The sequence below is a fragment of the Pseudomonas sp. V98_8 genome, from assembly GCF_029967975.1.
In the GTDB taxonomy this organism is placed as follows: Bacteria; Pseudomonadota; Gammaproteobacteria; order Pseudomonadales; family Pseudomonadaceae; genus Aquipseudomonas; species Aquipseudomonas umsongensis.
The window spans coordinates 114693-139673 of sequence record NZ_JASCAE010000041.1; the positions used below are offsets into that span (position 1 = coordinate 114693).

Consider the following 24981-nt stretch of genomic DNA (forward strand, 5'->3'; position numbering starts at 1 on the left):
CTTCAGCGGCCCACCAGATTGGCGCCTCCGATAGCTCAATCAATGACAAGGATAAATGACATGCAAATGCCGAAAACCATCCAGATCAAGAACGGCGAAAAGGTAAGTCCGACGTTCTCGGCTCAAGAATATGCCAATCGCCAGGGCAAATTGCGGGCTTATCTGGCGCAGAACAATATCGACGCGGCCGTCTTCACCTCCTATCACAACATCAACTACTACAGCGATTTCCTGTACTGCTCCTTTGGGCGTCAGTACGCGCTGGTGGTGACCCAGGACAGCGCCGTGACCATCAGCGCCAACATCGATGGTGGTCAGCCATGGCGCCGTACCGTCGGCACTGAAAACATCGTCTACACCGACTGGCAGCGCGACAACTACTTCGTCGCGATCCAGCAGGCCTTGCCCAAGGCCGGGCGCATCGGTATCGAGTTCGACCATCTGAACTTGCTCAATCGCGACAAGCTCGCCAGCCGCTATCCGCAGGCTGAACTGGTGGATATCGCCGCACCGTGCATGCGCATGCGCATGATCAAGTCCGCCGAGGAACATGCGATCATCCGTCATGGCGCGCGGATCGCCGACATCGGCGGTGCCGCCATCGTCGAAGCCTTGCGTGACCAGGTGCCGGAATACGAAGTGGCCCTGCACGCCACCCAGGCCATGGTGCGAGAAATTGCCCGCACTTTCCCGGATTCCGAGCTGATGGACACCTGGACCTGGTTCCAGTCCGGCATCAACACCGACGGCGCGCATAACCCGGTGACCTCGCGCAAGGTCAACAAGGGCGACATTCTCAGCCTCAACTGCTTCCCGATGATCGCCGGGTACTACACCGCGCTGGAACGTACGTTGTTCCTGGACCATTGCTCCGACGAGCATCTGCGCTTGTGGGAAGTTAACGTCAAAGTGCACGAGGCCGGCCTCAAACTGATCAAGCCGGGTATGCGCTGCTGCGATATCGCGCTGCAATTGAACGAGATCTTCCTGGAGCACGATCTGCTGCAATACCGCACCTTCGGCTACGGTCACTCCTTCGGTACGCTGAGCCATTACTACGGCCGCGAAGCCGGCCTGGAACTGCGCGAAGACATCGACACAGTGCTGGAGCCGGGGATGGTGGTTTCCATTGAGCCGATGATCATGTTGCCAGAAGGCCTTCCAGGTGCCGGCGGGTATCGTGAACACGACATCCTGATCGTCAACGAGCAGGGCGGGGAAAACATCACCAAGTTCCCGTATGGCCCGGAACACAACATCATCAGGAAGTGAGGCCTGAGCGCCGCACAGTGAAGCTGTGCGGCGTTTTGCTTTGACGATTGGCGAAAAAATCTTCCCGGTGGCTGAGATAAACCGGAAAAACATGGCGCATGCGTGCCCAAGAACGCGCAGCATCTACTGAGCCTTAACCCTGCCAAGTAAAACAATAGAGGGTTTTGTCATGTCCTACGTCCCGACCTTTCATTTCGATAACCGCACCTCTACCACCGGAGGTGCACAATGAGCACCCAAACCGCAAGCCTGACGCCAACCATGGCAGACAAACTTGAACAGACAGCCGAACGCAAGGCCCTGCGACGCGCAGCCAGTGCCAGTTTCATGGGCAACTTCGTCGAGTGGTTCGACTATGCGGCCTACGGCTACCTGGCAACCGTCATCGCCCTGACGTTTTTTCCGCAAACCGACAAGGCGACCGCGCTACTGGCGACTTTTGCAGTATTCGCGTTGTCGTTCATCGTCCGCCCGCTAGGGGGACTGGTCTGGGGGCATTTCGGAGACAGATACGGGCGGCGCAGTGCGTTGTCCTGGTCGATTCTGATCATGTCTATCTCGACCTTTTGCATCGGCATCCTGCCGACTTACAATCATATCGGCCTGTGGGCGCCGGCCTTGTTGTTGCTGATTCGCTTGTTCCAGGGCTTTTCCGCTTCAGGTGAGTACGCCGGGGCTTCGGCCTTTCTCGCCGAGTATGCGCCCGAGGGCAAGCGCGGCTTGTACACCAGCATTGTCCCGGCGAGCACGGCGGCGGGCTTGCTGTTTGGTGCCGTGTTTGTCGCCGGCCTGCATGCGTGGATGAGTGTCGAGGACCTGCACAGCTGGGGCTGGCGTCTACCCTTTCTGCTGGCGGCGCCATTCGGTCTGGTGGGGCGTTATATCCGCATGAGTCTGCAAGACACGCCCAAGTTCCTGGAGATGGAAAAACGCCTTGAAGCAAAGGAGTGCGCTACCCACGCTCCGGTTCGCGAATTGCTGACCGTGCACCGACGCAGCGTGATGATCGGGATCGGCGCGACCTGCCTGAATGCCGTGGCGTTTTATCTGTTGCTCAGCTACATGCCAACCTACCTGTCCACCGAAATGGGCATGAGCGAAAGTGATTCGTTCCTGGCGTCTACCGTGTCGCTGGCGACCTATATCGGTTTGATTTTCCTGATGGGCAAGCTGTCGGATCGGTTCGGACGCAAGACCATGTTGGTGACCGCTTCGGTCCTGTTCCTGGCGCTGACATTCCCGCTGTTCGGGATGTTGGAGAATCAGCCTTTGATCGTGATTCTGATGATCCAGATTGCCTTTGGCGCGATCCTGGCGATGAACGACGGCACCTTGCCGTGCTTCCTCGCCGAGATATTCCCCACCCGCGTACGCTTCAGTGGTTTTGCCTTCAGCTTCAACATCGCCAACGCGGTGTTCGGCGGCACCGCGCCGTTTATCGCGACCTGGCTAATTCAACTGACCGGTAACAAAATGGCCCCGGCCTGGTATCTGCTGGCGGCTGCGGCGGTGGCGTTGATTGCCATGCTGGCGAGCCGGGAGACGGCGCATAAGGCTTTGCAGGACTGATGTCTTGAGTGTTCTTGAGTAAGCCTTCGCGAGCAGGCTCGCTCCCACCGTTGACCGAGTTGTCCAGGAGGACGCGGTTCAATGTGGGAGCGAGCCTGCTCGCGAAGGGGCCAATCCGGTCAACACAAGTCAATGAACGGCAGCCACCTGCTTACGCTCCCCAATCGGCGATACGCCAAAGAATCGGCTATAGCATTTGGAGAAATGCGCCGGCGAAACGAAGCCGCAGGCGAGGGCGATGTCACGTACCTGCGATTCGCTGCGCAGCAATAGCTGTCGCGCCCGTGCAAGGCGCAACTCCAGGTAGTACTGACTCGGCGTGCGTTGCAGGTGCTTGTGAAACAGCCGCTCCAGCTGGCGCACCGACACCTCGTTCAACCGCGCGAGTTCCTCAAGGCCCACCGGCTCCTCGAGATTGGCTTCCATGATCGCCACCATCTGGCTGAGCTTGGGCTGCGAGGTGCCCAGCTTCTGCCGCAATGGCACACGCTGTTGTTCCTGCGCCCCCCGGATCCGATCACACAACAGCAACTCGGCCGTGTGCGCAGCGATGTCCCTGCCACCGGGTTCGCGGGCGATCAACTGCAGGGTCATGTCCATGGACGCCACGCCGCCTGAGCAGGTGTAGCGATCACGGTCCAGCTCGAACAGCTGATTGGAAATGATGATCCCCGGGAAACGCTCCTTCAATGCTTCGATATCTTCCCAGTGAATCGTGCAACGATAGCCCTTGAGCAGATCGGCGCGCGCCAACAAGTGGCTGCCGGTGCAAATCCCACCCAGCGGCACCTGATCATGCGCCAGCTTGCGTAGCCAATTGAGCAGTGGTCGGCTGCTGTGATTGGAGACGATCGGGTTTGATCCGACAACGAACAACATGTCCAGCTTCGGTGCATCGGTGATGCTGTGGTCGGGGAGGATGCGCATGCCGTTGCTGGCCGTTACCGGGTCCAGGTTGGCGGCGATGATGACGGTGCGGAACATCGGTTTGCGCGCGGCCAGGTTGGCCATGCGCAGGGTTTCCACGGCGGAGGCGAAGCCGATGGTGGTGAAGTTGGGGATGACCAGGAAACCCACGGTTTTCACTGGCTGTTGTTCATTCGCCGAGCGTCCTGCGGCGGGTTTCGCCACCTGGAGTTTCGTCATTGTTGGTGCTCCTCAACTGCATCAGTGACGTGCTCCGCGGCAAGCTGCCATTAGGGGTAACGTCATCTCGTTTTTGTGATTGTAAGCCCTGCTTACTGGCTTCAGGATTTTACATCGAGTGTCCGGTCAATAGACCGTGACGAAAGGAATATGCACGCAAGATGCCATGAGTCCGGATTGTCTGAAGGGGGCGCGGAAGACGTGGGGGAATAAGGGTACTGCTAAAAAAATGAATGCTTGGGGACAGCCGATCACCGGATAGACCAGCAGCCGGGGCAAACTGGATCCATAAAATGCAATAAACGACAGACGAATAGCGAAGGTGCCGGCGCCGATCAACAGGAACAGGCCCCACTGGGAAAGCTCGCTCATGAAGCCTCCTGTTCGGCGTCATTAACCATGGTCACTGGCAAGGCGCCATTTTGCATTAACTGCAGCACGGCTATCTGCGCCGACCCGGAGTAGAAAAGCAGCGTCATGCCCATGGAACGGGTGAGTGACATCCCCATCCCGGCAGCACTGACGCCAGCGATCAAGCCGAAGGGAATGACCCCGGTGGTAAACGGGGAAGCGGTGTGAGCACCGTGCAGGAAGGCATGTGTCCCACTTCGATAGTTCATTTGAATTCCTTGAAAGTGACCGGGCTGGTACACAAGTCTTGCGGTCGACACTTACTTCGCGAATTAAGATACAAGGCCGAGTGCAATTCACTGCTTGTAGCCAATCTGCCGCAACAGGTTCTTGCGCCACAGGATGTCGGCATCGCCTTCAATGTCTTTGGCGCAGAAGCCATCCACTACGCCCAGGATTGCTCGCCCTTGATCCGTCTCGGCGAGAATCACTTCAGTCGGATTGGCTGTCGCACAAAAAATGCGGCACACCTCTGGCACCGTTTTTACGCTGTTCAATACGTTCAGCGGATAAAAACCGTCACCCAGGAATACGATGAAGCTGTGGCCTGCGCCGATGGCCTTGGCATTTTTCTGTGCAAGTTCAATCATGGCGGTATCGGTGCCGGACCATCGCACCAGGCATTTGCCCGAGGCCTCGCAAAAGGCCACGCCAAAGCGGACACCCGGCACGGCATTGACCAATGCTTCGTGGATATCCTCGACGGACTTGATGAAGTGCGCCTGACCGAGGATGAAGTTCGTATCTTCCGGCTTTTCGATTTTCAACGTGATGAGTTGCATCTCAAACGCCTCCTTTCACGAAATTGCTGGCAGAACTTTTCAGCGATGGGGTCGTAGCCTGGGGTTTTGCGAGGGCGGTGATTTATGCCACGCATAGCCCTTCGCGCTGAGTTGAAAGGCGTAGTCGAACAACCGCTTCATGTACTCGCCATCGAATTGTTGAGTGCGCGCAGCGTTAAAGTCGGAGCCGATGTACGCCAGGTTGAAATGCGCTCCATCCTGCTGCGCCATGCGGTAGATTCGCTCCAGGTCACTGATCCCCTGGGTTTGAATCAATGCACTGATGGCTCGGCCGCCGATGCTCAATGTACGGCGCTTGGTCCCGGACCATTGCGGCTCCAGCGTCCCGTTGCGAATGACATAGAAATGACGTTCCAGACGCAAAGGTACGCCAGCGGCCCTGTTGAGTCCCACGAGCGTGCCAGGTGGGTAAAGGAACACTTGAGTGATGACCCCGCCGTCCACGTGCATCTCATGAAACTGTTTGCCATCGACCTCCACATCGATCATCACGGGTGAGACAGCCCCCGGAATGCTCATCGACGCGATCATGATGTTACGAAACAGGTCGAGCGCTCCCGGTGCCTGGCTTGCGGCAATGGCGCCCATGTTCCAGGTGACGGGTCGGCCTGCATCAAGGTCAGTGGTGCCGATCAGCAGGATTCTGCCCTTGGCGTATTGCGCGGCGATCGCCGCCACAATCTGCTCGGTGACGTATTTTGTGATGAGCCGCGACAGTGGCTTGCTGTCCGCTATGCCGTCGCTGGCAAGACGGGTCAGCACGTTTCGCGAATGAAAAATATCTTTTGGACCGATTTCATTACAGACGTGCCGGATCACGCCGTCGTATTCCGGCCCCAGGTAAGCGAACGGGGCGACCAGGGCTCCCGCACTTATGCCCGTGACGACCTTGAAGATTGGCCGTGTGCCATGGGTGGTCCATCCAGCAATCAGTCCCGCTGCAAATGCGCCTGCATCGCCGCCGCCAGAAACGGCCAGCATGCTGGCCGGCGGCAGGATATCGTTCGGCTTCCCGGCCTTGGCGAGCACCTCGCTCTCACGTTTGTTGGATTGAACCGCATCCTGGATGAACGGCGTCAGGTCATGGTCCAGCCTGTAGCGAGCATCGGGAATGCCCGGGATGACAGCTTGTTCCGTCAAGGTGGGCGGGACAGCGTCACGGCGGGGCAGGCACGCTTGAAGAAATACGTCCAGGGTCGAGGTGCCGGGTTTGAGCGGGAATGGTTTCAAAACGCCTCCTCCGGCCCCTGCAGTCGACAGAAAGTGAGCTCGTCGTTCAAGAGCGCCGATCACGCGCCCACTGCCGTGACACGTCATTTGAGCGCCAGGAAGCTCATTCTGCGCTCGTTTAGATGATAAAAAAACTCATTGGGCGCGATCTGGTAGTCTCCCGGGCGATCGCCTGTGCGTCGGTCTCGCCATCAATAACAACAAGAGAATGCCCTATGCTCGCCTTACTCGGCCTGGCCATGGTGGTAGTGTTCACCTACCTGATCATGTCCAAGCGATTGTCGCCAATCGTTGCGTTGACCGTTGTGCCGATCGTCTTTGCCCTGATCGGCGGTTTTGGCAGGGTCACCGGGACAATGATGCTCGACGGCCTGAAAATGGTCGCGCCGTCGGCCGCGTTGCTGCTGTTCGCGATCCTGTTTTTCGGGTTGATGATCGACTCGGGACTGTTCGACCCGCTGATCCGCAAAATTCTAAAGCGGGTGAACGGCGATCCGATGAAAATCGCCATCGGCACCGCACTGCTGTCGTTGACTGTCGCGCTGGATGGTGATGGCACGACCACCTACATGATCACCTGTGCGGCGATGTTGCCGTTGTACAAGCGCATCGGCATGAACCCGATGATCCTGGCAACGATTTCCATGCTGTCGCTGAGCATCTTGAGCGGTTTAAGCCCTTGGGGCGGTCCGGCCACCCGGGCGATTGCCGCGCTTGGGGTGGATGCCGCGGAGTATTTCATCCCGTTATTGCCGACGATGATTGGCGGTGCCGCCTGGGTGGTGTTCACGGCATTTTTGCTGGGGCGCGCTGAGCGCAAGCGAATCGGCACAACGCACTTGCAGAGCGGCGGTGGTGATTGCTACATCAAGGCCATTCTTGAAGACACACCGTATAAACGCCCGAAGCTGGCCTATGTGAACCTGATGTTGGTGATCGGAGTGATGATTGCGCTGGTGATGGGACTGGCCCATTCGGCGATTTTGTTCCTGATCGGTTTCGTTCTGGCACTGATGATCAACTACCCGCAGCTGGACATGCAAAAGGAACGCATCCTCGCCCATTCCGGGAACGCAATGACCGTGGTACTGCTGGTGTTCGCAGCCGGTGTGTTTGCCGGGATTTTCTCCGGTACGAGAATGGTTGATGCACTGGCGCAGACATTGGTGGAGTGGATTCCACCGTCCTGGGGGCATCTGTTTCCGCTGGTGGTGGCGATTACCAGCATGCCGTTGACGTTCGTGCTGTCCAATGATGCCTACTACTTCGGCGTGGTGCCGATCCTCGCGAATGCAGCCGCAGCTTATGGCATTGACCCGGTGGAAATTGCCAGGGCATCGGTCCTGGGACAGCCGGTGCACTTGATGAGTCCGCTGGTGGCTTCGACCCTGTTGCTGGTCGGGATGGTCGATCGCGACATAGGCGACTTCCAGCGCGCCACCGTGAAATGGGCAGTGCTCACTTCTCTGGTGATCACCGCTTTGGCCTTGCTGACCGGTGCCTTGACGCTGTTCGCCTGATTCACCCCTGACTCACCTCTCGACGCATTTCTCGCGCCCAACTGCCGGCGCGCGGATAGCTGCGTTCTGAAAAAACAACAATAAGAGCAGTTCGACTGCGCAATCCTACGATATGAGGCTCTGGTAAGCAGGCCTCGATGGTTATCGAGTGGCAGCCTCGCGTGATGGGAGATCAACCCACATTGGCACAGGCTGCCATTGCTTCCCCGACGATCAACGGGTCTGCCGGTGCTAGCGTTTAATCAGGGAAATCTTCGTGCCTTCGATACTGATGCCGGCCATCAGTCCCTGTTGGTCGAAGATGAACGCGTACGCGTCGTCTTTCAGCGTCGAGCTGGACAGGTTCTTGGCAACCCCTTCATCCACCACGACCACGGTTGGCCCTACACCGATTTCCCAGCCTTTGGTTTCAGTGATGTATTTCACCGCTTTGTCGGTCATCAGGAAAACCACATAGCCATACGACTGGGCGCCTGCCTGCAATCCCCAGGAGCCGCTGACGGAGTTGTAATAGTCCACGACCTTCGAGCCCTTCATCAACACGCCTTCGCCGTAGCTGCCGCCGAATACCAGGCCGGCCTTGATGATTTTTGGAAAGACCAGTACAGCCTTGGCTTTGTGCGAGATGGTTTCGGAGAAGGGGTTGGTTTTGTAAAGCGTCTGCAACGCTTGCCGGGAGTCGGTATTGAGATCCTCGGCGGTGGCGGCACCTGCAGTGTTCAGGAAACTGGCCGATGCCAATGCTGCAACCGCGAGCAAGGTTGTCAGGAATATCCGTATGGATTGAGTCATGTGCGTACTCCGATAAGGGAGCATTGGATGGCAGCAGCTGTCAGCGCCTGTGTCGAAAGGACTGAACTCACTGAAGGTAATCCGGCGCGCCCTGGTATGTGTGAATTGTAAGCGCCGCTGCTGAAGGAAGCAGGCCTGAGGCCACATCAGTTGCGATGCCATCAATTGTTGTGACCACTGAGTGATGGCAGCGTTCAGCGTCAGCGTTTTGCTGGGGGTTTCGCTTTTACTGTAGGAGCGAGCATGCTCGCGATGCCACCTGAGAGCGCCGCGGGGTGCCAGTTGTTCAGCGTTATCGTTGACGACCCTCGTTGGAACGCCGCCCGGAGCATGCTCGCTCCTACAGTGCCCGGACCTCCAGACGTGCACGATGCCCTTCCGTTCTCAGGGTATGCGTGCCTTGGCTATGCCGATTTCGTCACCTCCTGCATCAAAAGGCATCAAGCCTCGTCGCTTCGAGCGGATCACCCTGACAGGTCTTTCCCAGGAGATGACCATGATTCGACTGACCCTGATCGAAGCCCGTGAACTGGCCGAATCGATCCTGTTGCACAACGGTTTTAATCTGGCCCATGCGCAAGCGGTGGCGGCGACGGTAATGGCCGGTGAACGTGATGGCTGTGCCTCTCACGGGTTGTACCGGATTCTTGGCTGTGTCAATTCCCTGCGAGCCGGCAAGGTGTCGGCCAATGCCGAGCCGAGGGTCATCGACCAGGCGCCGTCGATTGCGCGGGTGGATGCCGGTGGCGGCTTTTCGCAGTTGGCGTTTCAGGCGGGGCTCCCCCTGTTGACGGAGAAAACCCGTGCCAACGGGATTGCCGCGTTGGCGATCAACCACTGCGTGCATTTTTCCGCGTTATGGGTGGAGATCGAGCAATTGACGGAAATCGGCCTGGTCGCGCTGGCGTGTAACCCCAGTCATGCCTGGGTGGCGCCAGCCGGGGGGCACTTGCCACTGTTCGGCACTAATCCCATTGCCTTTGGCTGGCCGCGCGGCGGGCGAGAGCCCTTTGTATTCGACTTTGCCACCAGCGCCATCGCTCGCGGCGATATCGAACTGCATCGACGTGCCGGCAAGGCGATCCCCGAAGGGTGGGGAGTGGATGGGCAAGGCCATCCGAGCAGCGATGCGAGCGTGGTGCTCGACAGCGGCGCGATGCTGACGTTCGGCGGGCACAAGGGATCGGCACTCGCGGCGATGGTGGAGTTGATCGCCGGGCCGTTGATTGGTGACCTGACAAGTGCTGAATCACTGGCTTACGACGCGGGCAGCAAGTCATCGCCTTATCATGGCGAACTGATCATCGCTCTGGATCCCCGGCGCTTTTTGGGCGATGCAACCCTGGAGCACCTGGCCAGGGCCGAAGCGTTGTTCCAGGGCATTGAAGGGCAGGGCGCGCGCTTGCCCTCGCAACGACGCTATGAGTCGCGGGCGCGCAGCCTGGTGGAGGGGGTGCAGGTTCCCGAGGCGTTGTACAGGGATTTGAAGGCACTGCTGGATTGAAAAGCAAACGGGCGCCCATGGCGCCCGTTCGGTTTACAGCGACTGGCGCTGGAGGATGCCATCCACCAGGCGATTGAGGCCCAGTGGGTTGGCGTTCTGGAGCGCTTCGGGCAGCAAGGTGTCGGGGCAGTTCTGGTAGCACACCGGGCGCAGGAATCGCTCGATGGCCAGAGTGCCGACAGAGGTGCCACGGGCATCGGAAGTAGCCGGGTACGGGCCGCCATGTACCATCGCATCGCAGACTTCGACGCCGGTAGGGTAGCCATTGAACAGCACACGACCGACTTTCTGCTCCAGCAACGGCAAGACGCCTGTGCAGATTTGCAGGTCGATGGTCTCTGCTATCAACGTGGCGGTCAGTTGACCCTGCAAGTTTTGCAACACTTGCTGCAATTCCCCTGCATCGGCGACTTCAACCAGCACGGTCGTCGGGCCGAATACCTCTTCCTGCAGCAGCGCATCACGCTTGAGCAGCAGGCTGGCGTCGGCCTTGAACAGTTGTGGTCGGGCCTGGTTGCCCAGCTGTTCCTGACCGGCCAGGTGGGTCACCCCTGGATGACTGTGCAGTGCCTGCAGGGCTTTTTTATAGCTGGCAAGGGTTCCGGCGTTGAGCATGGTCTGGGGCGGTTGCTCGCTCATCAAACCACTGAGCAGCGCTGTGAAAGCGTCGAATCGCGGTGACGAGATGCCGATGACCAGGCCGGGATTGGTACAGAACTGACCGCAGCCCTGGATCACCGATGCCACCAGCTCACTGGCGATTTTTTCGCCGCGAACTTGCAAGGCTTCGGGCAATACCACGACCGGGTTGATGCTACTCATTTCAGCGAACACCGGAATCGGTTGTGATCTTGCAGCGGCCATATCGCACAGGGCACGGCCGCCCTTGAGTGAGCCGGTGAAACCAACAGCCTGGATCGCCGGATGCTTGACCAGGGTTTCGCCCACGCCAGAACCGTAGATCATGTTGAACACGCCCTTGGGCATGTCCGTCTGCTCGGCAGCGCGAATGATCGCATCAGCCACCCGTTCGGCAGTTGCCATATGTCCACTGTGGGCCTTGAACACCACCGGGCAACCGGCGGCCAGGGCGGCAGCGGTATCGCCACCGGCGGTGGAGAACGCCAGGGGGAAATTGCTCGCGCCGAAAACGGCGACCGGGCCGACACCGATTCGATACTGTCGCAGGTCTACCCGTGGCAGTGGTTGGCGTTCGGGCAAGGCGCGGTCGATGCGCGCACCGTAGAAATCACCGCGACGCAGGACTTGGGCGAACAGGCGCATCTGGCCGCTGGTGCGAGCACGCTCACCCTGGATGCGTGCGCTCGCCAGTGCCGTCTCACGGGTGACCAGGGCGACAAACTCATCGTCCAGCGCGTCCAATTGCGTGGCGATGGCCTCGAGAAATTCCGCACGGCGGATGGCCGGCAGGTTGCGAAAGGCCGGGTAGGCGGCTGCGGCAGCTTGGGCGGCGGCGTGCACTTCTTCTGCGGTGGCTTGCATGAACGAGAAGGGCAGGACTTCGCCAGTACTTGCGTCATGGCTTCGCAGCGCGATGCTGCCGGCGGCGCTGCGTGTACCGCCGATGTAGTTGTGACCGAGGATCTCAGGCATCTAAAAAGCTCCTGTCAAAAAAGGGGGGTAATTCAACTCCCCTGTAGGGGCGAGCATGCTTGCGAGGCACTCAAGGGCACCGCGCGAATCCAGAATGCACGCGTTATCGTTGACGACCATCGCGAGCGTGCTCGCTCCTATAAGGTTTACGCCAGTGAGTCGGCGCGACGTGGGGTAGTCGCGGTCGGGCCCAGCGCCCCAATCCGCGCAGCAGACTCGGCATCCACCGTGTGCAACGATTTGCCACGGGTTTCCCGGGTCAGCCCGACGGCCACGATGGAGATCAGCGAAGCGCCGACCAGATAGAGCGCGATGGGTGTCGAGCTGTGGTACTTGTTGAGCAGGGTGATCGCGATCAGTGGCGCCAGCGAGCCTGCGAAGATCGGCGCCACCTGATAGCACAGCGAGAGTGCGGTGTAGCGCACGTGGGTCGGAAACATCTCGGCCATCAGCGCCGAGTAGGGCGCGTAGGTCATCGATTCGATGGCCAGGCCCAGGGTGATGGCCGCCATGATCAGCCAATTGTTGCCAGTGTCCATCATCGGGAAGCCGACGAATCCCCAAAACGCGGTGAGTACTGCACCGACCAGGTAAACCGGTTTGCGCCCGACCAGATCCGACAGATAACCCATCAACGGAATCAGGAAGAAGTGCAGCAAGTGAGCGCCGAACATCAGCAACAAGATCTCTGACGTGTCCTTGTGCACCACCAGCTTCAGATAGGTGATCGAGAACGTCACGACGGTGTAGTAGAGGATATTCTCGGCAAACCGCGCGCCAATCCCGACCAGCACCGAGCGCCAGTGGTGCCGCAGCACTTCGACCACGCCCAGTTGCTGATGCCTGGTCTGCGCCTGGCGGGCCTGGGCCTCCTTGAAAATCGGTGCGTCATCGACACTGGTGCGTATCCAGTAGCCGATCAGCACCACCACGGCCGAGAACCAGAATGCTACGCGCCAGCCCCAGGCGAGGAATTGCTCCTCGGACAGGTTCGACGACAACAGCAGCAGCGCAACCGTCGCCACCAGGTTGCCGGCCGGTACACCGGCTTGTGGCCAACTGGCCCAGAAGCCTCGTCGGTTGTCCGGGCAGTGCTCGGATACCAGCAAGATCGCACCGCCCCATTCGCCGCCAAAGGCGAAGCCCTGGATCAACCGCAGCAGTACCAGCAATACCGGCGCGGCATAGCCGATCTGGTTGAAGCCGGGCAGGCAGCCCATCAGGAAAGTGGTGATGCCAACCACCACCAGGCTTAATTGCAGCAGGCGCTTGCGGCCGTACTTGTCACCGTAGTGACCGAACACCAGCCCGCCCAGCGGACGGGCGAGAAAGCCCACGGCATACAGCGCAAAGGCTGCGATGATGCCATCGATGGGGCTGTCGGTCTGGCGGAAGAACAACTGGCCGAAGACCAGTGCCGAAGCGGTGCCATAAAGGAAAAATTCATACCATTCGGCAACGGTGCCGGCCATGGCGGCGGCCACGACACGTTTGAGTCCCGAGGGAGTGGTTGCGCTAGACGGGTGTTGAGCGTTGGACATGCTGGCGTTTCCTGTAGATGCGCAAAAACAGGCAGCCGGGACGGGGCCGCGAAGACCAACCCGGCAATCACTCAGAGACCGACGTCCGGCAGGTGCGGACGGTTGGCCAGGGCCTTGGCCATGATCTGCTCGACAAAAACGCGATCGGCTTCCGGCAGGGCCAGGCGTGGCGGACGGGTCAGGGCGCTGCCGCGACCGGCGATGGCTTCGCACAGCTTGATGCACTGCACCAGGTCGGCACGGGCGTCGAGGTGCAGGATCGGCATCAGCCATTCGTAGATCGGCATGGCTTCGGCATAGCGTCCGGCCTTGGCCAGGCGGAAGATGGTTTCGCCTTCTTTGGGGAACACGTTGGACATGCCCGACACCCAGCCTTCAGCGCCCACGGCGAGGCTTTCCAGCACCACGTCGTCGAGGCCGGCGAACAACACGAATCGGTCTCCCACTTCATTGCGAATGTCGATGAAGCGGCGCGTGTCGCCTGAGGAATCCTTGAAGCACACCACGTTGTCGCAGTCGGCGAGGGCTATGAGGATGTCCGGGGTCACGTCGTTTTTGTAGATCGGCGGGTTGTTGTAGACCATCAGCGGCACGTCGGCGTTTTTCGCCACGTAACGGTAATGCTCGGCGGTTTCGAACGGCTTGGAGCCGTAGACCAGCGCCGGCATCAGCATCACGCCATCGACGCCGACCCGGCGTACCGCGTTGGCAACCTTGGCCGCTTCCACGCTGGTGAACTCGGCTACGCCGCAAATCACCGGTACACGGCCGCCCGAGGCCGCGACCGCGACTTCGGTCACGGCAATTTTTTCGGCGGCGCTCAGCGAGGTGTTTTCGCCTACCGAGCCGCAAACCACCAGTCCTGATACGCCGTCGCGGATCACGTTGGAAATGACCTCATGGGTTTTTTCCAGGTTGATGGAGAAGTCATCGTTGAATTGAGTGGTCACCGCTGGGAACACGCCACTCCAGTTAACACGCTTGCTCATTGTTGCCTCCAGATTGTTTATTGTATTTCGTATACGATATTGAAAATGAAAGAAATCAGCCAGTGGTTTTTTTACGTTTTTCGGGGTTTTTCCTGGCCGTTGGTCGGGCCTTGGGATTGTGCGTTCAGGCACCCGGCCAGGTGTCAGACAGTCGATAGCCTTGTGGCCACGGATCGCTTGGGTCAAGCAGTAATTGATGGGTACCGGTAATCCACGCCCGCCCGGAAATGCACGGATAAATGGCAGGGCGCCCGGCCACTTCCGTCAGCGAGTCAATGCGGCAGTGGAACGCTGAGCCGATGATCGAGCGACCGATAAATCGATCCCCGACGCCCATCAAGCCTTTGGCCTGCAACACGGCCATCCGCGCCGAGCAGCCAGTGCCGGTAGGCGAGCGGTCGATCTTGCCCGGTTGAATCACCACCGCATTGGTGCCGGTGGCAATGCCCTGTTCATGAACGATGGGCGCGGCGATCTGGCAAAAGGAAATGTGCGACCACTCGGGGTTCAGTGGATGGACAAAGCCCAATTGCTCGTTGGCGGCCCGGGTGATCTTCAACCCAATCGCCACCAGGTCGGCCGCTTCATCGGGGCTGATTGAAAAACCCAGGCCCGGGGCATCGGCGATCACAAAGCTGTCGCCGCCATAGGCGGTATCGACCTTGAGCGTGCCGACACCTTCCACTTCAATGAACGCATCAAGGCGATCGGCGAAGGACGGCACGTTTTTGATTTCCACCCGTTCGACCTTTCCGTCACGGCAATCGGCGACGGCTTCGATCAGGCCGCCGGGGGCTTCGAGCACCAGTCGGGTTTGTGGTTCGGTCATTGGCACGATACCGCTGTCGAGCAACACGGTGGCCACGCACAATGAGTTGGAGCCTGACATTGGCGGCGTGTCTGCCGGCTCCATGATGATCCAGGCCATCTGCGCCCGCGGGTCCTTGGCCGGCACCAACAGATTGACGTGCCGGAACACTCCGCCCCGCGGTTCGTTGAGTACAAAGTTGCGCAGGGTTTCGTCTTTGGCAATCCAGCGCGATTGTTCCCACACCGTGGCGCCGGGCGGTGGTGCGACTCCGCCGACAATGACGTCGCCGACTTCACCTTCGGCGTGGCAACTGACTACATGAATCACTTTCGATGAGCGCATTCTCTGCTCCTTGTGTTGACTGTTCGGGCCTCTTCGCGGGCAAGCCCGCTCCCACAGGGTCTGGTAGTGTATACAAAATCAGCACCCAACCCAGACCACTGTGGGAGCGAGCCTGCTCGCGAAGGGGCCACCGGTTATTTCACCGATTTGAGAAACGCCGCCGTCTCGGCATGCACCGGATTGCCGATCACCTGATCCGGCGATCCAATCTCATGCACCAGGCCGTTGCGAAAGAACGCCACGCGGTCGGACACGTCCCGCGCGAAGCGGATCTCGTGGGTCACCAGTACCATGGTCATGCCGTCTTCGGCGAGCATGCGCATCGTATCCAGCACTTCGCCGACCAACTGTGGGTCCAGAGCCGAGGTGGCCTCGTCGAACAACATGTAGTCAGGTGACATGGCGAGGGCGCGGGCGATGGCCATGCGTTGTTGCTGACCGCCAGACAGCTTGCCGGGGAAGGTCTTGAGTTTGTCGCCCAGGCCCACGTGGGTCAGCTGCCGTACCGCCAGTTCCTCGGCGCAGGCCTTGCTTTTACCCAGCACTTTGCGCGGCGCCAGCATGACGTTTTCCAGCACAGTCAAATGCGGAAAAGCGTTCCACTGCTGGAACACGATGCCGATCTTCTGCCGCAGGCGGTTCAGGTCGGTGGCGTTGTGATGGACCTCGACGCCGTCGACACGGATGTTGCCTTTCTGGATTGGCTCCAGGCCGTTGATGCACATCAACAAGGTCGATTTGCCAGAACCGGAGCCACCGATGATAGACACCACCTCGCCCTTGCTCACCGTGAGGTTCACACCCTTGACCACTTCGAGATTGCCGAAGGATTTGTGTACGTTATCGATCTCAATCATTTTCTTGCCACCTTCTTTCCAGACGAGCGCCCAGGCGTGCGACCGCCAGGCTCATGACGTAGTAGATAAGGCCCGCGATGCACAGCACCACCAACGGTTCCTGAATGCGGGTCACGATGGTTTGCGAGGCGCGCAGCAGTTCGACGATGCCGATCCACATCACCAGCGCGGTGTCTTTCATCACGCCCAGCACCAGGTTCAGCCAGCCGGGAAAGGCCACGCGAGTGGCCATTGGCAGGACGATCCAGCGCAGGTCCTGCAGGAAGCTCAGGCCCAACGAACGACTGGCGCGGCGCACCGTGAACGGCACCGACAGCACGCCGCCGCGCACGATTTCGGTAAAGTACGCGGCGGTGTAGACCCCCAGAACAATGCAACCGACGCTGAAGGCGCTGATGTTCAGGCCGACGATGCTTTTGAGTGAGTTGAACAGGACAAACTGGATCAGCAACGGCACGCTGCGAAACACGTCCAGCACCCAGGCCAGTGGCAGGCTGGCCCGTGGGCACAGGGCCCGCAGCAACCCGAACAACAACCCGGCAACGGAACCGAGGATGATCGCCCAGAACGTCAATTGCAGCGTGACCCAGGCGCCGTTGAGCAGGAACAACAGGTCATTGGAGGAAAACTCGGTGGAAAACATGGACAGCTCCTCAGTAACGGAACAACCGCCAGGCCATCAGCCGGGCTGCCGCGACAATCGCCTTGGCAATCAGGTAATACAGCACGGCTGCGATGGCGAAGTATTCGAAGGTGCGGAAGGTCTTGACGTTGTATTCCTGAGTCACTCCGGTCAGGTCATTGTTAAGGCCGACGATGACCCCCAGCGATGTCATCAGCACCGCCCAGACCATTTGATTGGTGAGCGGATAGAAGACTATTCGTAGCAATTGCGGGACGATGATCATGCGGTAGGTCTGGAAGGCACTCATGCCGAGTGAGCGCGCGGCACGTACCTGGGTGTGGGGCACCGCCTTGAGCCCGCCACGGAAGTTTTCCGCGAGATAACCTGCGTTGTTGAAAGTGATCCCTGCCAGTAGCGCGAGCCAGGAGCTGACATGCAGGCCCAGTGAGCCGAGGCCGAAGTACAGGATGTAAATCTGGAACAGCGACGGCGTGTTGCGGGCAATCGATACCCAGCTGTTGCCGATGCCTCGCAGCAGCGGGTGCCTGGCTTCGCGCATGACCGTCAGGACCAGGGCAATCAGTACACCGAAAATCATCGACAGCGCAGCGGTCTCGAACGTAACCCACGCGCCGGTGAGCATGTCCGGCAAGGCGCGCAGGGCGGTGCGCCATTGGAAGGTGTAGTCAAACATGCGAGCGGTTCTCCATCGGCAAGGCAGGTTGCAACCAGCTCGGCAGACGCCCGCTGGCGGTGGCGGTGCAGGCGGCATCGACACATTCGGCCAGGCTGGCGAAGTGCACGTTGCGCCCCACCAGGCCGGGTGCGTAATGGGCATACTTGCCCGAGTTGGTCATTAAGGTGGTGGCGGCCCGCGGGATCACCGGTTCGCCGAGCATGCACCAGCAGGTATCGGTCACCAGGGTGGCGCCGAAGTTTTCAATGACGTCGATGTACCCGGCGTCACGGGCCTGCTCCAACACCGCACGACCGCAAGTGATGACGAGTACCGCATCGGGGTGTTTGACCCGGTCGCGACACAGCTGTGCCAAGCGGGCGAACTCGCTGAGCGAGAAGTGCGGGTTACCCAGCGAGACCACATCCACGCGGTTGTCCCTGGCGCTGTTGAGCTCACGCCAACTGACCAGCAGGTCCGCCAGGCGGATTGTTGCCACGGGCAGCGGGGTATCCGGCTCCAGCACCTGCGCCGGGTCGAGTGCTTCGGGCGTGACCCCGGCGATGTGGAACAGCGGTGCGGCGGACGTGGTGGCGAACGCCGCGCCGAAGGCTTTCAAGTCGTCCAGGTCTGGCTGGCGTTGTTCCAGGCCGAATATCAGCGGGATCCGGCTGCCCGCGAGTGCGCCGATGTGGTAACCGAGCAAGGGATAGAACGCATCGTCGAGTTCGGCCAGTTCCGGCAATTCAACGCGCAAGCGAGCTTTGCGTGGCGCGTCCAGATGGCAGCCGATCAGGGGCGCGCGGCCGGTCAGGGCGATGCAGATATCCAGGTAGTCGGGGTACTTCAGGGTGCGCGCCCCAAGCACGCTGTTGGCGTAGACCACCGCGTTGGATTCGGCCCAGACGATCTGGTCGCCGGCCTTCGGTGCGCTGTCGAGCAAATAGGGCGCACAGGTGAAACTGAGCTGTGCACCCATGGCCATGTAGGCGTCGCCCACGGCACTGGCCGGCTCGCCGAGCAGTGGGTCGATGCCCAGCTCGCGCCAACGACGCTGGTCTACGGATATTGAATTGAGGGTAGTGGGTATCCGAACCTTCGCGCCCCACTGCACCAGTTGTTGGGCAAAGCGCAGGCTCGCAGGTCCGGTGTAAATGCAACCGTCGATGTGTGCCTGGCTAACATCTATCAGACGCTGGGCACCTTGCAGTTCGGCCAGGCGCAGGACGATTTGCATGGCCATCTGCGCCGCTTTGCCATGCGTGCCGTCAAGCAACGCGTGGTCGAACTCGCTGAGTTCGATTGCTGTGCTGGTATCGCGAGCCTGGGTCGGCGTTTCGGATGGCTGCCAGTTGTCGACGGGGATGTGATCGAACACGGCTAGCCTGGCACTGTCGATTCGGGCAAAGGCCTTGCCGCGCAAGGCGGCGAAGGCCTCGCTGCCGATGCAGAGCACCGGCAGCGAACGCTCGAAAATCATCTGTGCCACCAGCACGCCCAAGGTCAGGATCTCATCGGCCTCGGCCAGTACCAGAGCGGCTGGCGCATGACTGTTGCTGATCAGTTCCATCAGCACACTGCTGCCGGTACACGAACCGCGTCCGCTGGGAATGGCGAGGACTCGACCGCTCAGATATTCGCCGCTGAGGGGATGGTGACGGTCGATGATTTCACCCCGCAAGGGGTCGACTCCGCCCCAGAAGCTCAGCCCGACATCGGCAAACAGCAGGGCGCCCTGGGCAGCGCCCGGGACCAGGCTGCGACCGGTCAGAGAAGTGGGCCTAGGCATGCCGGGCACCTCAGTAGTAGACCTTTGGCACGGTCAGGTCGCTCGGCGAAATCTCGGTGCCGACCCATTTGGTGAACAACTCCTTGTAGCGACCGTTGCGCACCTGCTGGTTGACGAACAGGTTGAGGTAATTGAGCAGGCCGTACTCGTTGCGCTTGGTACCCAGGGAGACATAGTCGATGGTGTAGGGCGCGTTACCGGCGATCTTCAGGTTTTTGTATTTACCCGACTTGATCGTTGCGGCGGCGACGGTATTGGTGACCACCGTGGCGTCGATATGACCCTGGGCCACCGCCAGCAGCGTGTCGTTTTGTGACTGGTAGGCACGGAAGGTACCGGTGCCCCATTTCTTCACATCGTTCTCCAGGGCAATGGCTTCATAGGTGCCACTGGTGTTGCCCAGTGCCTTGCCCTTGATGTCGTCGAAACTGTTGATGCCGGTGTTGTCGCGGGTCAGGACGACCATCTGGAAGGCGAAGTACGGCACGGTGAGGCCGACGGTCTTGGCCCGCTCAAGGGTGTCGGAGGTCGAGGCGACAATCACGTCGGCCCGCCCGGATATCAGTGCCGGAATGCGGTCCGGGAAGGGGGTTTCGACCACTTCGGCCTCGACCCCGAGGACCTTTGCCAGGTCGGTGCAATAGTCCACGTCGAAACCCGCCGGGGCGTTGCTGGCATCTCGAAAACCCATGGGCGGGAAGTCCAGGGTTACGGCACAGCGCAGCTTGCCGGAACCGATGATGTCGTCGAGTTTGTCAGCCTGTGCGGTGGCAATGAAGGTGGTACTGAGGACAGCGCTGAGGGCTACGGTAAATGCGCGGGTTTTCATAGAGGCCTCGTTGTCGGAAGTGTTGTTAGATATCGTATTGGGGATTTCGTATACGATATTAACAATAGCAACGGTTGTGCCGATTTGCCTTTTTACCGGCAAATATTTTCCAGCCCTTGAGTCAGGGCGGTTTAGAAGTCGGGAGCAGGGCAGCGGCGGCGTGCCGCCGGGCAGGCAGGTGTTACAGAAGGGAGCACCCTGTGTGCGAGGCGCCCCTTAAAGGAACATGTCAACGACCACGATCGCGGAACTGGCTGGGCGAAAGGCTGGTAAGGGCACGGAACTGGCGGCTGAACGCACTGTGGTCGGTATAGCCGCAGCGCAGTGCGATTTCGGTGATGGGCAGGTCGGTGTCCAGCAACAACCGCGTACCTTCTTCGAGCCGGGACTTGTGGATCATCTGCCGTGGGGTGAGTTGGAACACCCGTTTGCAATGGCGTTCGAGTTGCGCAACCGAAAAGCCCGCGATTGCCGTCAGTTCGGCAAGGCTGATAGGTCGAGCAAAATGACGACGGATGTGCGCATCCACCGCTGCCAGTTTCTGGAACGCCGGGTGGTTGGACTGGGGCAATTGCAGGTCACGGGAAATGCCGGCCAGGCCGACGATCCGCCCATGTTCATCGCGCAGCGCGAGTTTATGGGTCAGGCACCAGACCGGCTGGTTACCGAAATACAGGTGCAGTTCGAGCTGGTCGGCCAATTCGCGTCCGGTGCTCAACACCCGCCGATCCTGCTCGGTGTAAATCGGGCCAAAGCGCTCCGGGAAGACACGGTCTGCTGTCAGCCCCAACAGTTGGTCACTGTGCTTGAAGCTACAGCGTCGGACCAGGGTCTGGTTGACGAAAACGTAACGGGCCTCGCAGTCCTTGATGAAAAACACCACGTCCGTCAGGGTATCGAGCAGCGTCGCGATGGCCTGCAAACTGTTCAGCAGCGTCGGCAGGTCGCAGGGTTTGAAATGATTGAGTGAGGGGAACATATCAACAGGGGCCTGGTGGCGACTGCCGGGACTATAAAGACTCGGCAGCGCCCCCGAAACCCCGAAGCGAGCGTTTACACCGGTGGCGTGTCATCCAGGCACATCAGGGTTTCGACGCGCGCCGGGTTGAACGGCGGCCGGGGCGCCGTGGGTTGCCAGTCGAACAGATACTGCAAGGCACCGCCACACACCCGGCCCTGGCAGGCGCCCATGCCGCAGCGGCTGGCCAGTTTGGCCTCGCGCCAGCCAACGTGTCCGGATAGCACCGAGTAGGGTACGTCTTCGCAACGACAGACCAGCGTGTCGGGTTGCGCCAGCGACTTGAGCTGCGGGTCGAGGCTGAAGGCGCTGTTCAACGCCTTGGCGAAACCCTGCCAACGTGCGCGACTTGGCCACAAATCCCGTGCTGCCGCGGTGTTACCCACCGCCACGTGCCCGGCGATTGTCCCTTCGACCAGCGCCAGCTCACTGCCGCCGAAACCGGTGCATTCGCCAGCGGCGTAGTGGCCGGTACGGCTCGTGGTTTGCCAGGCATCCACGGCAAGCGCCGAGCCATCGAGCGCGCAGCCCAAGGCCTGACCGAGTTGGGTGTTGGGAATCAGGCCGAAACCACAGGCCAGGCGATCACACGCCAATTCAACGATTTTGCCCTGATGCCGCAATCGCACAGCTTCCAGCCGTTCGTTGCCCAAGGCCGCCACGACGTGGGTGCCAGTGCAGTAATGGCGGTCGAGCAGACTGAAAGATTGCACCAGCTTGCCCGGCCAGCGCGGCAGCTGCAGGGCGAATCCTGCGACCGCGACCGCAGAGGCCTGCTCGGCGATGCGCAGCACCTGGGCACCGTTGTGTTTCGCAGTGGCCGCGCTGGCCAGTAGCAACGGACCGCTGCCGGCGATCACCACACGCTCGTCCTGCACGGGCAGGCCACCCTTGATCAGCGCCTGAAGCCCGCCCGCGCCGGTCACTCCTGGCAGCGTCCAGCCGGGGAAGGGCAGCAGCAATTCACGGGCACCGGTACATAGAATCAGTTTGTCATAGCCGATCAACCAGCCTCGGTCGGCGTCTTCCACCAGCAATTGCTTGGCACCAGCGAGGGCAATTACACGGGTGCCGGCATGGTGGCGGATATTGCTGTTGGCCTGCAGGCGCTCGCGCATCTGCCGTGCCTGATTCGGCAGGCTGGCCTGTGGCCCGTCGCGCCAGATCTGGCCGCCCGGCAGCGGGTTGTCGTCGAGCACCACAATGTGTGCACCAGTGGACGCAGCGGCGAGGGCGGCACTCATGCCCGCGGGGCCGGCGCCGATGATCAGCAGGTCGGCGTATTCGTTCATGGTCGAGTCTGCACTTGCATGCCTTGCTGGCATAGCGTCTGACAGGCCAGGGCGCAGCGACCGTCAATGGTCACCCGGCATTCGTGGCAGATACCCATGCCGCACATCGGCGCGCGCCGTTGACCGCTGACTGAAGTGCGACTGCAACCGTCACCGGCCAGTGCCAGTGCCGCAGCCACCGTCGTGCCCGCGGCCACCTTCAGCGCGCGGCCATCCATGATCAAATCAAGCATAGGCGGCCTCTTCAAGAAAACGTTGCGGCAGATAGGGTTGTACCGCCAGGGGCGGCGTCTCGTTGAACAATTGCGCGACCAGTAAGTCGGCAGTCCCGGGCGCCGTGGTGACCCCCAGTCCTTCGTGCCCGACCGCCAGCCACAGGCCTTTGCGTTTGGGATGCTGGCCAATCAGCGGCAGGCCGTCCGGGCTAGCGGCGCGAAAGCCGGTCCAGGCGCGGATACCATTGAGTTGAGCCAGGCCCGGCATGTATTCGGTGGCGCGCTTGAGCATTTTCGCGAGCATCCAACCTTCGACCTGCGGGTCGGTGGTGCCGAATTGTCGCGAAGCACCAATGAACAATTGCCCGGTGGGGCGGGGCTGAATGTTGCAGGCTGTCGACGGTCCCGTCGCGTTGTGGGCGCTGGTGACGTAACCCAGCTCTACCAGCGTGTGGGTGACCTTGCCGGGGTAGCGGTCGGTGATCAGCAGGTGGCCCTTCTTCGGTTCGATCGGCAACTCGGGGCACAGGTCATTGGCCTGGATGCCGTTGGCCAAAATGACCGCTTCAGCGTTCAACCACTGGCCATCATCGAGTCGCACGCGGTTGCCATCGACCTCGCTGACCCGTGCCCGCCGTTGTTCGATGCCCGGCGTGTCGAGCATCCAGTTGGCGGTCGCCGGGGCATAGAGAATGCCGTCGCCGTTGATCAACAAACCACCCTCCAGGCCATCGCGTAACTCCGGCTCGCGGGCATGCAAGGCGTTGCGGGTGATCAGCTCGCAGGTAACGCCCCGGGCTTGAAGGTTCATGTGTTTGCTTTGGGCCACGGCCATTTCCTCGGCATTGGCCGCCAGCCACAGTGTGCCATTGCTGCGATAAGCGCAGCTATCGGGCAGTTGCGGGGCCTGTTCGCGCCAGCGTTGCACTGAGTATTGGCTCAGGGCCAGTTCGGCAGGGTTGTCATCGAGCACCAGCAAGTGGCCCATGCCGGCGGCTGTCGCGCCGTGCAGGCCAGCGTCCAGTACCAGCACACGCAAGCCGCGCCGGGCCAGCGCCTGGGCACAAGCGGCGCCGATGATACCTGCACCGATCACGATCACATCGGCCACCAGGCCTTGGTTCATGGGCGAATGCCCCAGGCGAACGGGTCGGCCTGTTCAATGATCAGGCTGGCTTCGGCATTGATATGAGCGCGGCCGCGAATGGTCGGTACGATGCGCTCGCCATGACGTTCGTAGGAGCCCTCGAACTCGCTGCCGATCACGCTGGCCTGACGCCAGATCTGTCCCGGTTGCAATTTGCCGTCGGCTGCCAGGCACGCCAACTTGGCACTGGTGCCGGTGCCGCAGGGCGAACGGTCGTAGGCCTTGCCGGGACAGAGCACAAAGTTGCGGCTGTCGGCCTGGGCGTCATCGGCGAACAGTTCGACGTGGTCGATCAACCCGCCGTCTTCACCGCGTATCCCCTGAATGTCCAGTGCTTGCTGCACGGCGTAGGTGTAAGCGGTCAACGCCTCCAGGTTGTCACTGTCGATCGGCAGGCCATGTTCGGCGATCAGGAAAAACCAATTGCCCCCCCAGGCGATATCGCCAACCACCTGGCCGATCCCCGGCACCTGCAAGGCTACGGCTTTGCGATAACGATAGGCCGGCACGTTGCGCACGCTGACGGAGAAGTCGTCGTGCAAGGTGGCCTGCACGGTGCCGACCGGTGTTTCGATGCTGTGCACGCCCGGACCGATCTTGCCCAGGTGTGCCAGCGACGCCACCAGGCCAATGGTCCCGTGGCCACACATGCCGAGGTAGCCGGTATTGTTGAAGAAAATCACTCCGGCGCAGGCAGCGGGGTCGACCGGTTCACACAACAATGCGCCAACCAGCACGTCGCTGCCCCGTGGTTCGAGTACGCAGGCGGCGCGCCATTGATCATGGTGTTCAGCCAGCCGCCGAAGCCGTTCGGCCATGCTGCCGGTACCCAGGTCGGGAAAACCGCCGGTCACCAGGCGGGTGGGTTCGCCGCCGGTGTGGGAGTCGATCACGGTGATGCGTTTCATGACAGGGCCACGTCCGTTCAGTTGAGTGAACGCAAGAGTGGCCCGTCGAGGGCTTGGCGGCTTGATGGTTTTATCCTGCAC

24 protein-coding genes are annotated in these 24981 nt (G+C 60.6%); 4 read left to right on the forward strand and 20 right to left on the reverse strand.

The window, feature by feature from the left end; genetic code table 11:
• Positions 1-60 precede the first annotated feature (60 nt).
• Positions 61-1272: a M24 family metallopeptidase gene (locus tag QLG10_RS12255; protein WP_110751391.1), complete on the forward strand. Its 1212-nt coding sequence runs from the start codon at positions 61-63 to the stop codon at positions 1270-1272.
• Between the two features lie 228 nt (positions 1273-1500).
• The gene (locus QLG10_RS12260; RefSeq protein WP_110751393.1) at positions 1501-2841 is read left to right on the forward strand and encodes an MFS transporter; all 1341 of its coding nucleotides are present in this window, start codon (positions 1501-1503) and stop codon (positions 2839-2841) included.
• A gap of 129 nt (positions 2842-2970) precedes the next feature.
• Here the strand turns inward: QLG10_RS12260 and QLG10_RS12265 are convergent, their stop codons facing one another.
• The 5 genes from QLG10_RS12265 to QLG10_RS12285 all read right to left on the reverse strand — a co-directional run bounded on the left by QLG10_RS12265 (position 2971) and on the right by QLG10_RS12285 (position 6431).
• On the reverse strand, positions 2971-3987 hold the full coding sequence (locus QLG10_RS12265; RefSeq protein ID WP_248677145.1) for a GlxA family transcriptional regulator: 1017 nt from the start codon (positions 3985-3987) through the stop codon (positions 2971-2973).
• 126 nt (positions 3988-4113) lie between these two features.
• Positions 4114-4359: a hypothetical protein gene (locus tag QLG10_RS12270; protein WP_248677144.1), complete on the reverse strand. Its 246-nt coding sequence runs from the start codon at positions 4357-4359 to the stop codon at positions 4114-4116.
• Positions 4356-4607 carry an AzlC family ABC transporter permease gene (locus tag QLG10_RS12275; RefSeq protein ID WP_282487414.1) on the reverse strand — a complete coding sequence of 84 codons (252 nt, stop codon included), beginning with the start codon at positions 4605-4607 and terminating at the stop codon, positions 4356-4358. Before QLG10_RS12275 ends, QLG10_RS12270 begins: the two co-directional genes overlap by 4 nt.
• 87 nt (positions 4608-4694) lie before the next feature.
• Positions 4695-5180, reverse strand: coding sequence for an adenosine-specific kinase (locus QLG10_RS12280; RefSeq protein WP_110751397.1), 486 nt, complete (start codon positions 5178-5180; stop codon positions 4695-4697).
• A 39-nt stretch (positions 5181-5219) separates the two neighbouring features.
• Positions 5220-6431 (reverse strand): patatin-like phospholipase family protein, encoded by a 1212-nt coding sequence (locus QLG10_RS12285; RefSeq protein ID WP_188263994.1) that lies wholly within the window; start codon positions 6429-6431, stop codon positions 5220-5222.
• Positions 6432-6646: 215 nt separating this feature from the next.
• Here QLG10_RS12285 and QLG10_RS12290 point away from each other — a divergent pair, with 215 nt between their 5' ends.
• Entirely contained in the window at positions 6647-7951 is a 1305-nt protein-coding gene (locus QLG10_RS12290; RefSeq protein ID WP_282487415.1) for a citrate:proton symporter, read from the forward strand.
• A gap of 231 nt (positions 7952-8182) precedes the next feature.
• Here QLG10_RS12290 and QLG10_RS12295 read toward each other — a convergent pair whose 3' ends face one another.
• Positions 8183-8743 (reverse strand): lipid-binding SYLF domain-containing protein, encoded by a 561-nt coding sequence (locus QLG10_RS12295; RefSeq protein ID WP_110751403.1) that lies wholly within the window; start codon positions 8741-8743, stop codon positions 8183-8185.
• A 496-nt stretch (positions 8744-9239) separates the two neighbouring features.
• Here QLG10_RS12295 and QLG10_RS12300 point away from each other — a divergent pair, with 496 nt between their 5' ends.
• Complete coding sequence (locus QLG10_RS12300) at positions 9240-10247, forward strand: Ldh family oxidoreductase (protein ID WP_188263992.1); 1008 nt, start codon at positions 9240-9242, stop codon at positions 10245-10247.
• 33 nt (positions 10248-10280) lie between these two features.
• On the opposite strand, the gene QLG10_RS12305 is transcribed toward QLG10_RS12300, so the two are convergent.
• The 14 genes from QLG10_RS12305 to QLG10_RS12370 form a co-directional block, all read right to left on the reverse strand.
• Positions 10281-11861, reverse strand: coding sequence for an aldehyde dehydrogenase (NADP(+)) (locus QLG10_RS12305; protein WP_282487416.1), 1581 nt, complete (start codon positions 11859-11861; stop codon positions 10281-10283).
• A gap of 146 nt (positions 11862-12007) precedes the next feature.
• Positions 12008-13402, reverse strand: a complete 1395-nt coding sequence (gene abaF / locus QLG10_RS12310; RefSeq protein ID WP_282487417.1) for a fosfomycin efflux MFS transporter AbaF — start codon at positions 13400-13402, stop codon at positions 12008-12010.
• A 71-nt stretch (positions 13403-13473) separates the two neighbouring features.
• Positions 13474-14391, reverse strand: a complete 918-nt coding sequence (locus tag QLG10_RS12315) for a dihydrodipicolinate synthase family protein (protein ID WP_020797778.1) — start codon at positions 14389-14391, stop codon at positions 13474-13476.
• Positions 14392-14515: 124 nt separating this feature from the next.
• On the reverse strand, positions 14516-15544 hold the full coding sequence (locus QLG10_RS12320) for a proline racemase family protein (RefSeq protein ID WP_282487418.1): 1029 nt from the start codon (positions 15542-15544) through the stop codon (positions 14516-14518).
• Between the two features lie 134 nt (positions 15545-15678).
• Positions 15679-16401: an amino acid ABC transporter ATP-binding protein gene (locus QLG10_RS12325; protein WP_008059768.1), complete on the reverse strand. Its 723-nt coding sequence runs from the start codon at positions 16399-16401 to the stop codon at positions 15679-15681.
• Positions 16394-17044, reverse strand: a complete 651-nt coding sequence (locus tag QLG10_RS12330) for an amino acid ABC transporter permease (protein WP_282487419.1) — start codon at positions 17042-17044, stop codon at positions 16394-16396. Before QLG10_RS12330 ends, QLG10_RS12325 begins: the two co-directional genes overlap by 8 nt.
• A gap of 10 nt (positions 17045-17054) precedes the next feature.
• Positions 17055-17720 carry an amino acid ABC transporter permease gene (locus tag QLG10_RS12335; RefSeq protein ID WP_188263987.1) on the reverse strand — a complete coding sequence of 222 codons (666 nt, stop codon included), beginning with the start codon at positions 17718-17720 and terminating at the stop codon, positions 17055-17057.
• Complete coding sequence (locus tag QLG10_RS12340) at positions 17713-19491, reverse strand: aconitase family protein (RefSeq protein WP_282487420.1); 1779 nt, start codon at positions 19489-19491, stop codon at positions 17713-17715. Before QLG10_RS12340 ends, QLG10_RS12335 begins: the two co-directional genes overlap by 8 nt.
• Before the next feature lie 10 nt (positions 19492-19501).
• Positions 19502-20320, reverse strand: coding sequence for a transporter substrate-binding domain-containing protein (locus tag QLG10_RS12345; protein WP_110751419.1), 819 nt, complete (start codon positions 20318-20320; stop codon positions 19502-19504).
• Positions 20321-20549: 229 nt separating this feature from the next.
• Complete coding sequence (locus QLG10_RS12350; protein WP_110751421.1) at positions 20550-21299, reverse strand: AraC family transcriptional regulator; 750 nt, start codon at positions 21297-21299, stop codon at positions 20550-20552.
• A 74-nt stretch (positions 21300-21373) separates the two neighbouring features.
• A complete protein-coding gene (locus QLG10_RS12355) occupies positions 21374-22630 on the reverse strand; it encodes an FAD/NAD(P)-binding oxidoreductase (RefSeq protein ID WP_110751422.1) in 1257 nt (418 codons plus the stop codon).
• A complete protein-coding gene (locus QLG10_RS12360) occupies positions 22627-22863 on the reverse strand; it encodes a 2Fe-2S iron-sulfur cluster-binding protein (RefSeq protein ID WP_282487421.1) in 237 nt (78 codons plus the stop codon). The genes QLG10_RS12355 and QLG10_RS12360 overlap by 4 nt, the downstream gene beginning before the upstream one ends.
• Complete coding sequence (locus QLG10_RS12365; protein ID WP_110751426.1) at positions 22856-23971, reverse strand: FAD-dependent oxidoreductase; 1116 nt, start codon at positions 23969-23971, stop codon at positions 22856-22858. Before QLG10_RS12365 ends, QLG10_RS12360 begins: the two co-directional genes overlap by 8 nt.
• Positions 23968-24900, reverse strand: a complete 933-nt coding sequence (locus QLG10_RS12370; RefSeq protein WP_282487422.1) for a 4-hydroxyproline epimerase — start codon at positions 24898-24900, stop codon at positions 23968-23970. Before QLG10_RS12370 ends, QLG10_RS12365 begins: the two co-directional genes overlap by 4 nt.
• Positions 24901-24981 lie beyond the last annotated feature (81 nt).

Coding starts and splice junctions, on each gene's coding strand:
- QLG10_RS12270 (WP_248677144.1), bottom strand. CDS start 4,359: ATGAGCGAGCTTTCCCAGTGGGGCCTGTTCCTGTTGATCGGCGCCGGC.
- abaF (WP_282487417.1), bottom strand. CDS start 13,402: ATGTCCAACGCTCAACACCCGTCTAGCGCAACCACTCCCTCGGGACTC.
- QLG10_RS12255 (WP_110751391.1), top strand. CDS start 61: ATGCAAATGCCGAAAACCATCCAGATCAAGAACGGCGAAAAGGTAAGT.
- QLG10_RS12370 (WP_282487422.1), bottom strand. CDS start 24,900: ATGAAACGCATCACCGTGATCGACTCCCACACCGGCGGCGAACCCACC.
- QLG10_RS12360 (WP_282487421.1), bottom strand. CDS start 22,863: ATGCTTGATTTGATCATGGATGGCCGCGCGCTGAAGGTGGCCGCGGGC.
- QLG10_RS12260 (WP_110751393.1), top strand. CDS start 1,501: ATGAGCACCCAAACCGCAAGCCTGACGCCAACCATGGCAGACAAACTT.
- QLG10_RS12355 (WP_110751422.1), bottom strand. CDS start 22,630: ATGAACGAATACGCCGACCTGCTGATCATCGGCGCCGGCCCCGCGGGC.
- QLG10_RS12290 (WP_282487415.1), top strand. CDS start 6,647: ATGCTCGCCTTACTCGGCCTGGCCATGGTGGTAGTGTTCACCTACCTG.
- QLG10_RS12275 (WP_282487414.1), bottom strand. CDS start 4,607: ATGAACTATCGAAGTGGGACACATGCCTTCCTGCACGGTGCTCACACC.
- QLG10_RS12325 (WP_008059768.1), bottom strand. CDS start 16,401: ATGATTGAGATCGATAACGTACACAAATCCTTCGGCAATCTCGAAGTG.
- QLG10_RS12345 (WP_110751419.1), bottom strand. CDS start 20,320: ATGAAAACCCGCGCATTTACCGTAGCCCTCAGCGCTGTCCTCAGTACC.
- QLG10_RS12305 (WP_282487416.1), bottom strand. CDS start 11,861: ATGCCTGAGATCCTCGGTCACAACTACATCGGCGGTACACGCAGCGCC.
- QLG10_RS12315 (WP_020797778.1), bottom strand. CDS start 14,391: ATGAGCAAGCGTGTTAACTGGAGTGGCGTGTTCCCAGCGGTGACCACT.
- QLG10_RS12350 (WP_110751421.1), bottom strand. CDS start 21,299: ATGTTCCCCTCACTCAATCATTTCAAACCCTGCGACCTGCCGACGCTG.
- QLG10_RS12340 (WP_282487420.1), bottom strand. CDS start 19,491: ATGCCTAGGCCCACTTCTCTGACCGGTCGCAGCCTGGTCCCGGGCGCT.
- QLG10_RS12300 (WP_188263992.1), top strand. CDS start 9,240: ATGATTCGACTGACCCTGATCGAAGCCCGTGAACTGGCCGAATCGATC.
- QLG10_RS12335 (WP_188263987.1), bottom strand. CDS start 17,720: ATGTTTGACTACACCTTCCAATGGCGCACCGCCCTGCGCGCCTTGCCG.
- QLG10_RS12330 (WP_282487419.1), bottom strand. CDS start 17,044: ATGTTTTCCACCGAGTTTTCCTCCAATGACCTGTTGTTCCTGCTCAAC.
- QLG10_RS12320 (WP_282487418.1), bottom strand. CDS start 15,544: ATGCGCTCATCGAAAGTGATTCATGTAGTCAGTTGCCACGCCGAAGGT.
- QLG10_RS12265 (WP_248677145.1), bottom strand. CDS start 3,987: ATGACGAAACTCCAGGTGGCGAAACCCGCCGCAGGACGCTCGGCGAAT.
- QLG10_RS12295 (WP_110751403.1), bottom strand. CDS start 8,743: ATGACTCAATCCATACGGATATTCCTGACAACCTTGCTCGCGGTTGCA.
- QLG10_RS12365 (WP_110751426.1), bottom strand. CDS start 23,971: ATGAACCAAGGCCTGGTGGCCGATGTGATCGTGATCGGTGCAGGTATC.
- QLG10_RS12280 (WP_110751397.1), bottom strand. CDS start 5,180: ATGCAACTCATCACGTTGAAAATCGAAAAGCCGGAAGATACGAACTTC.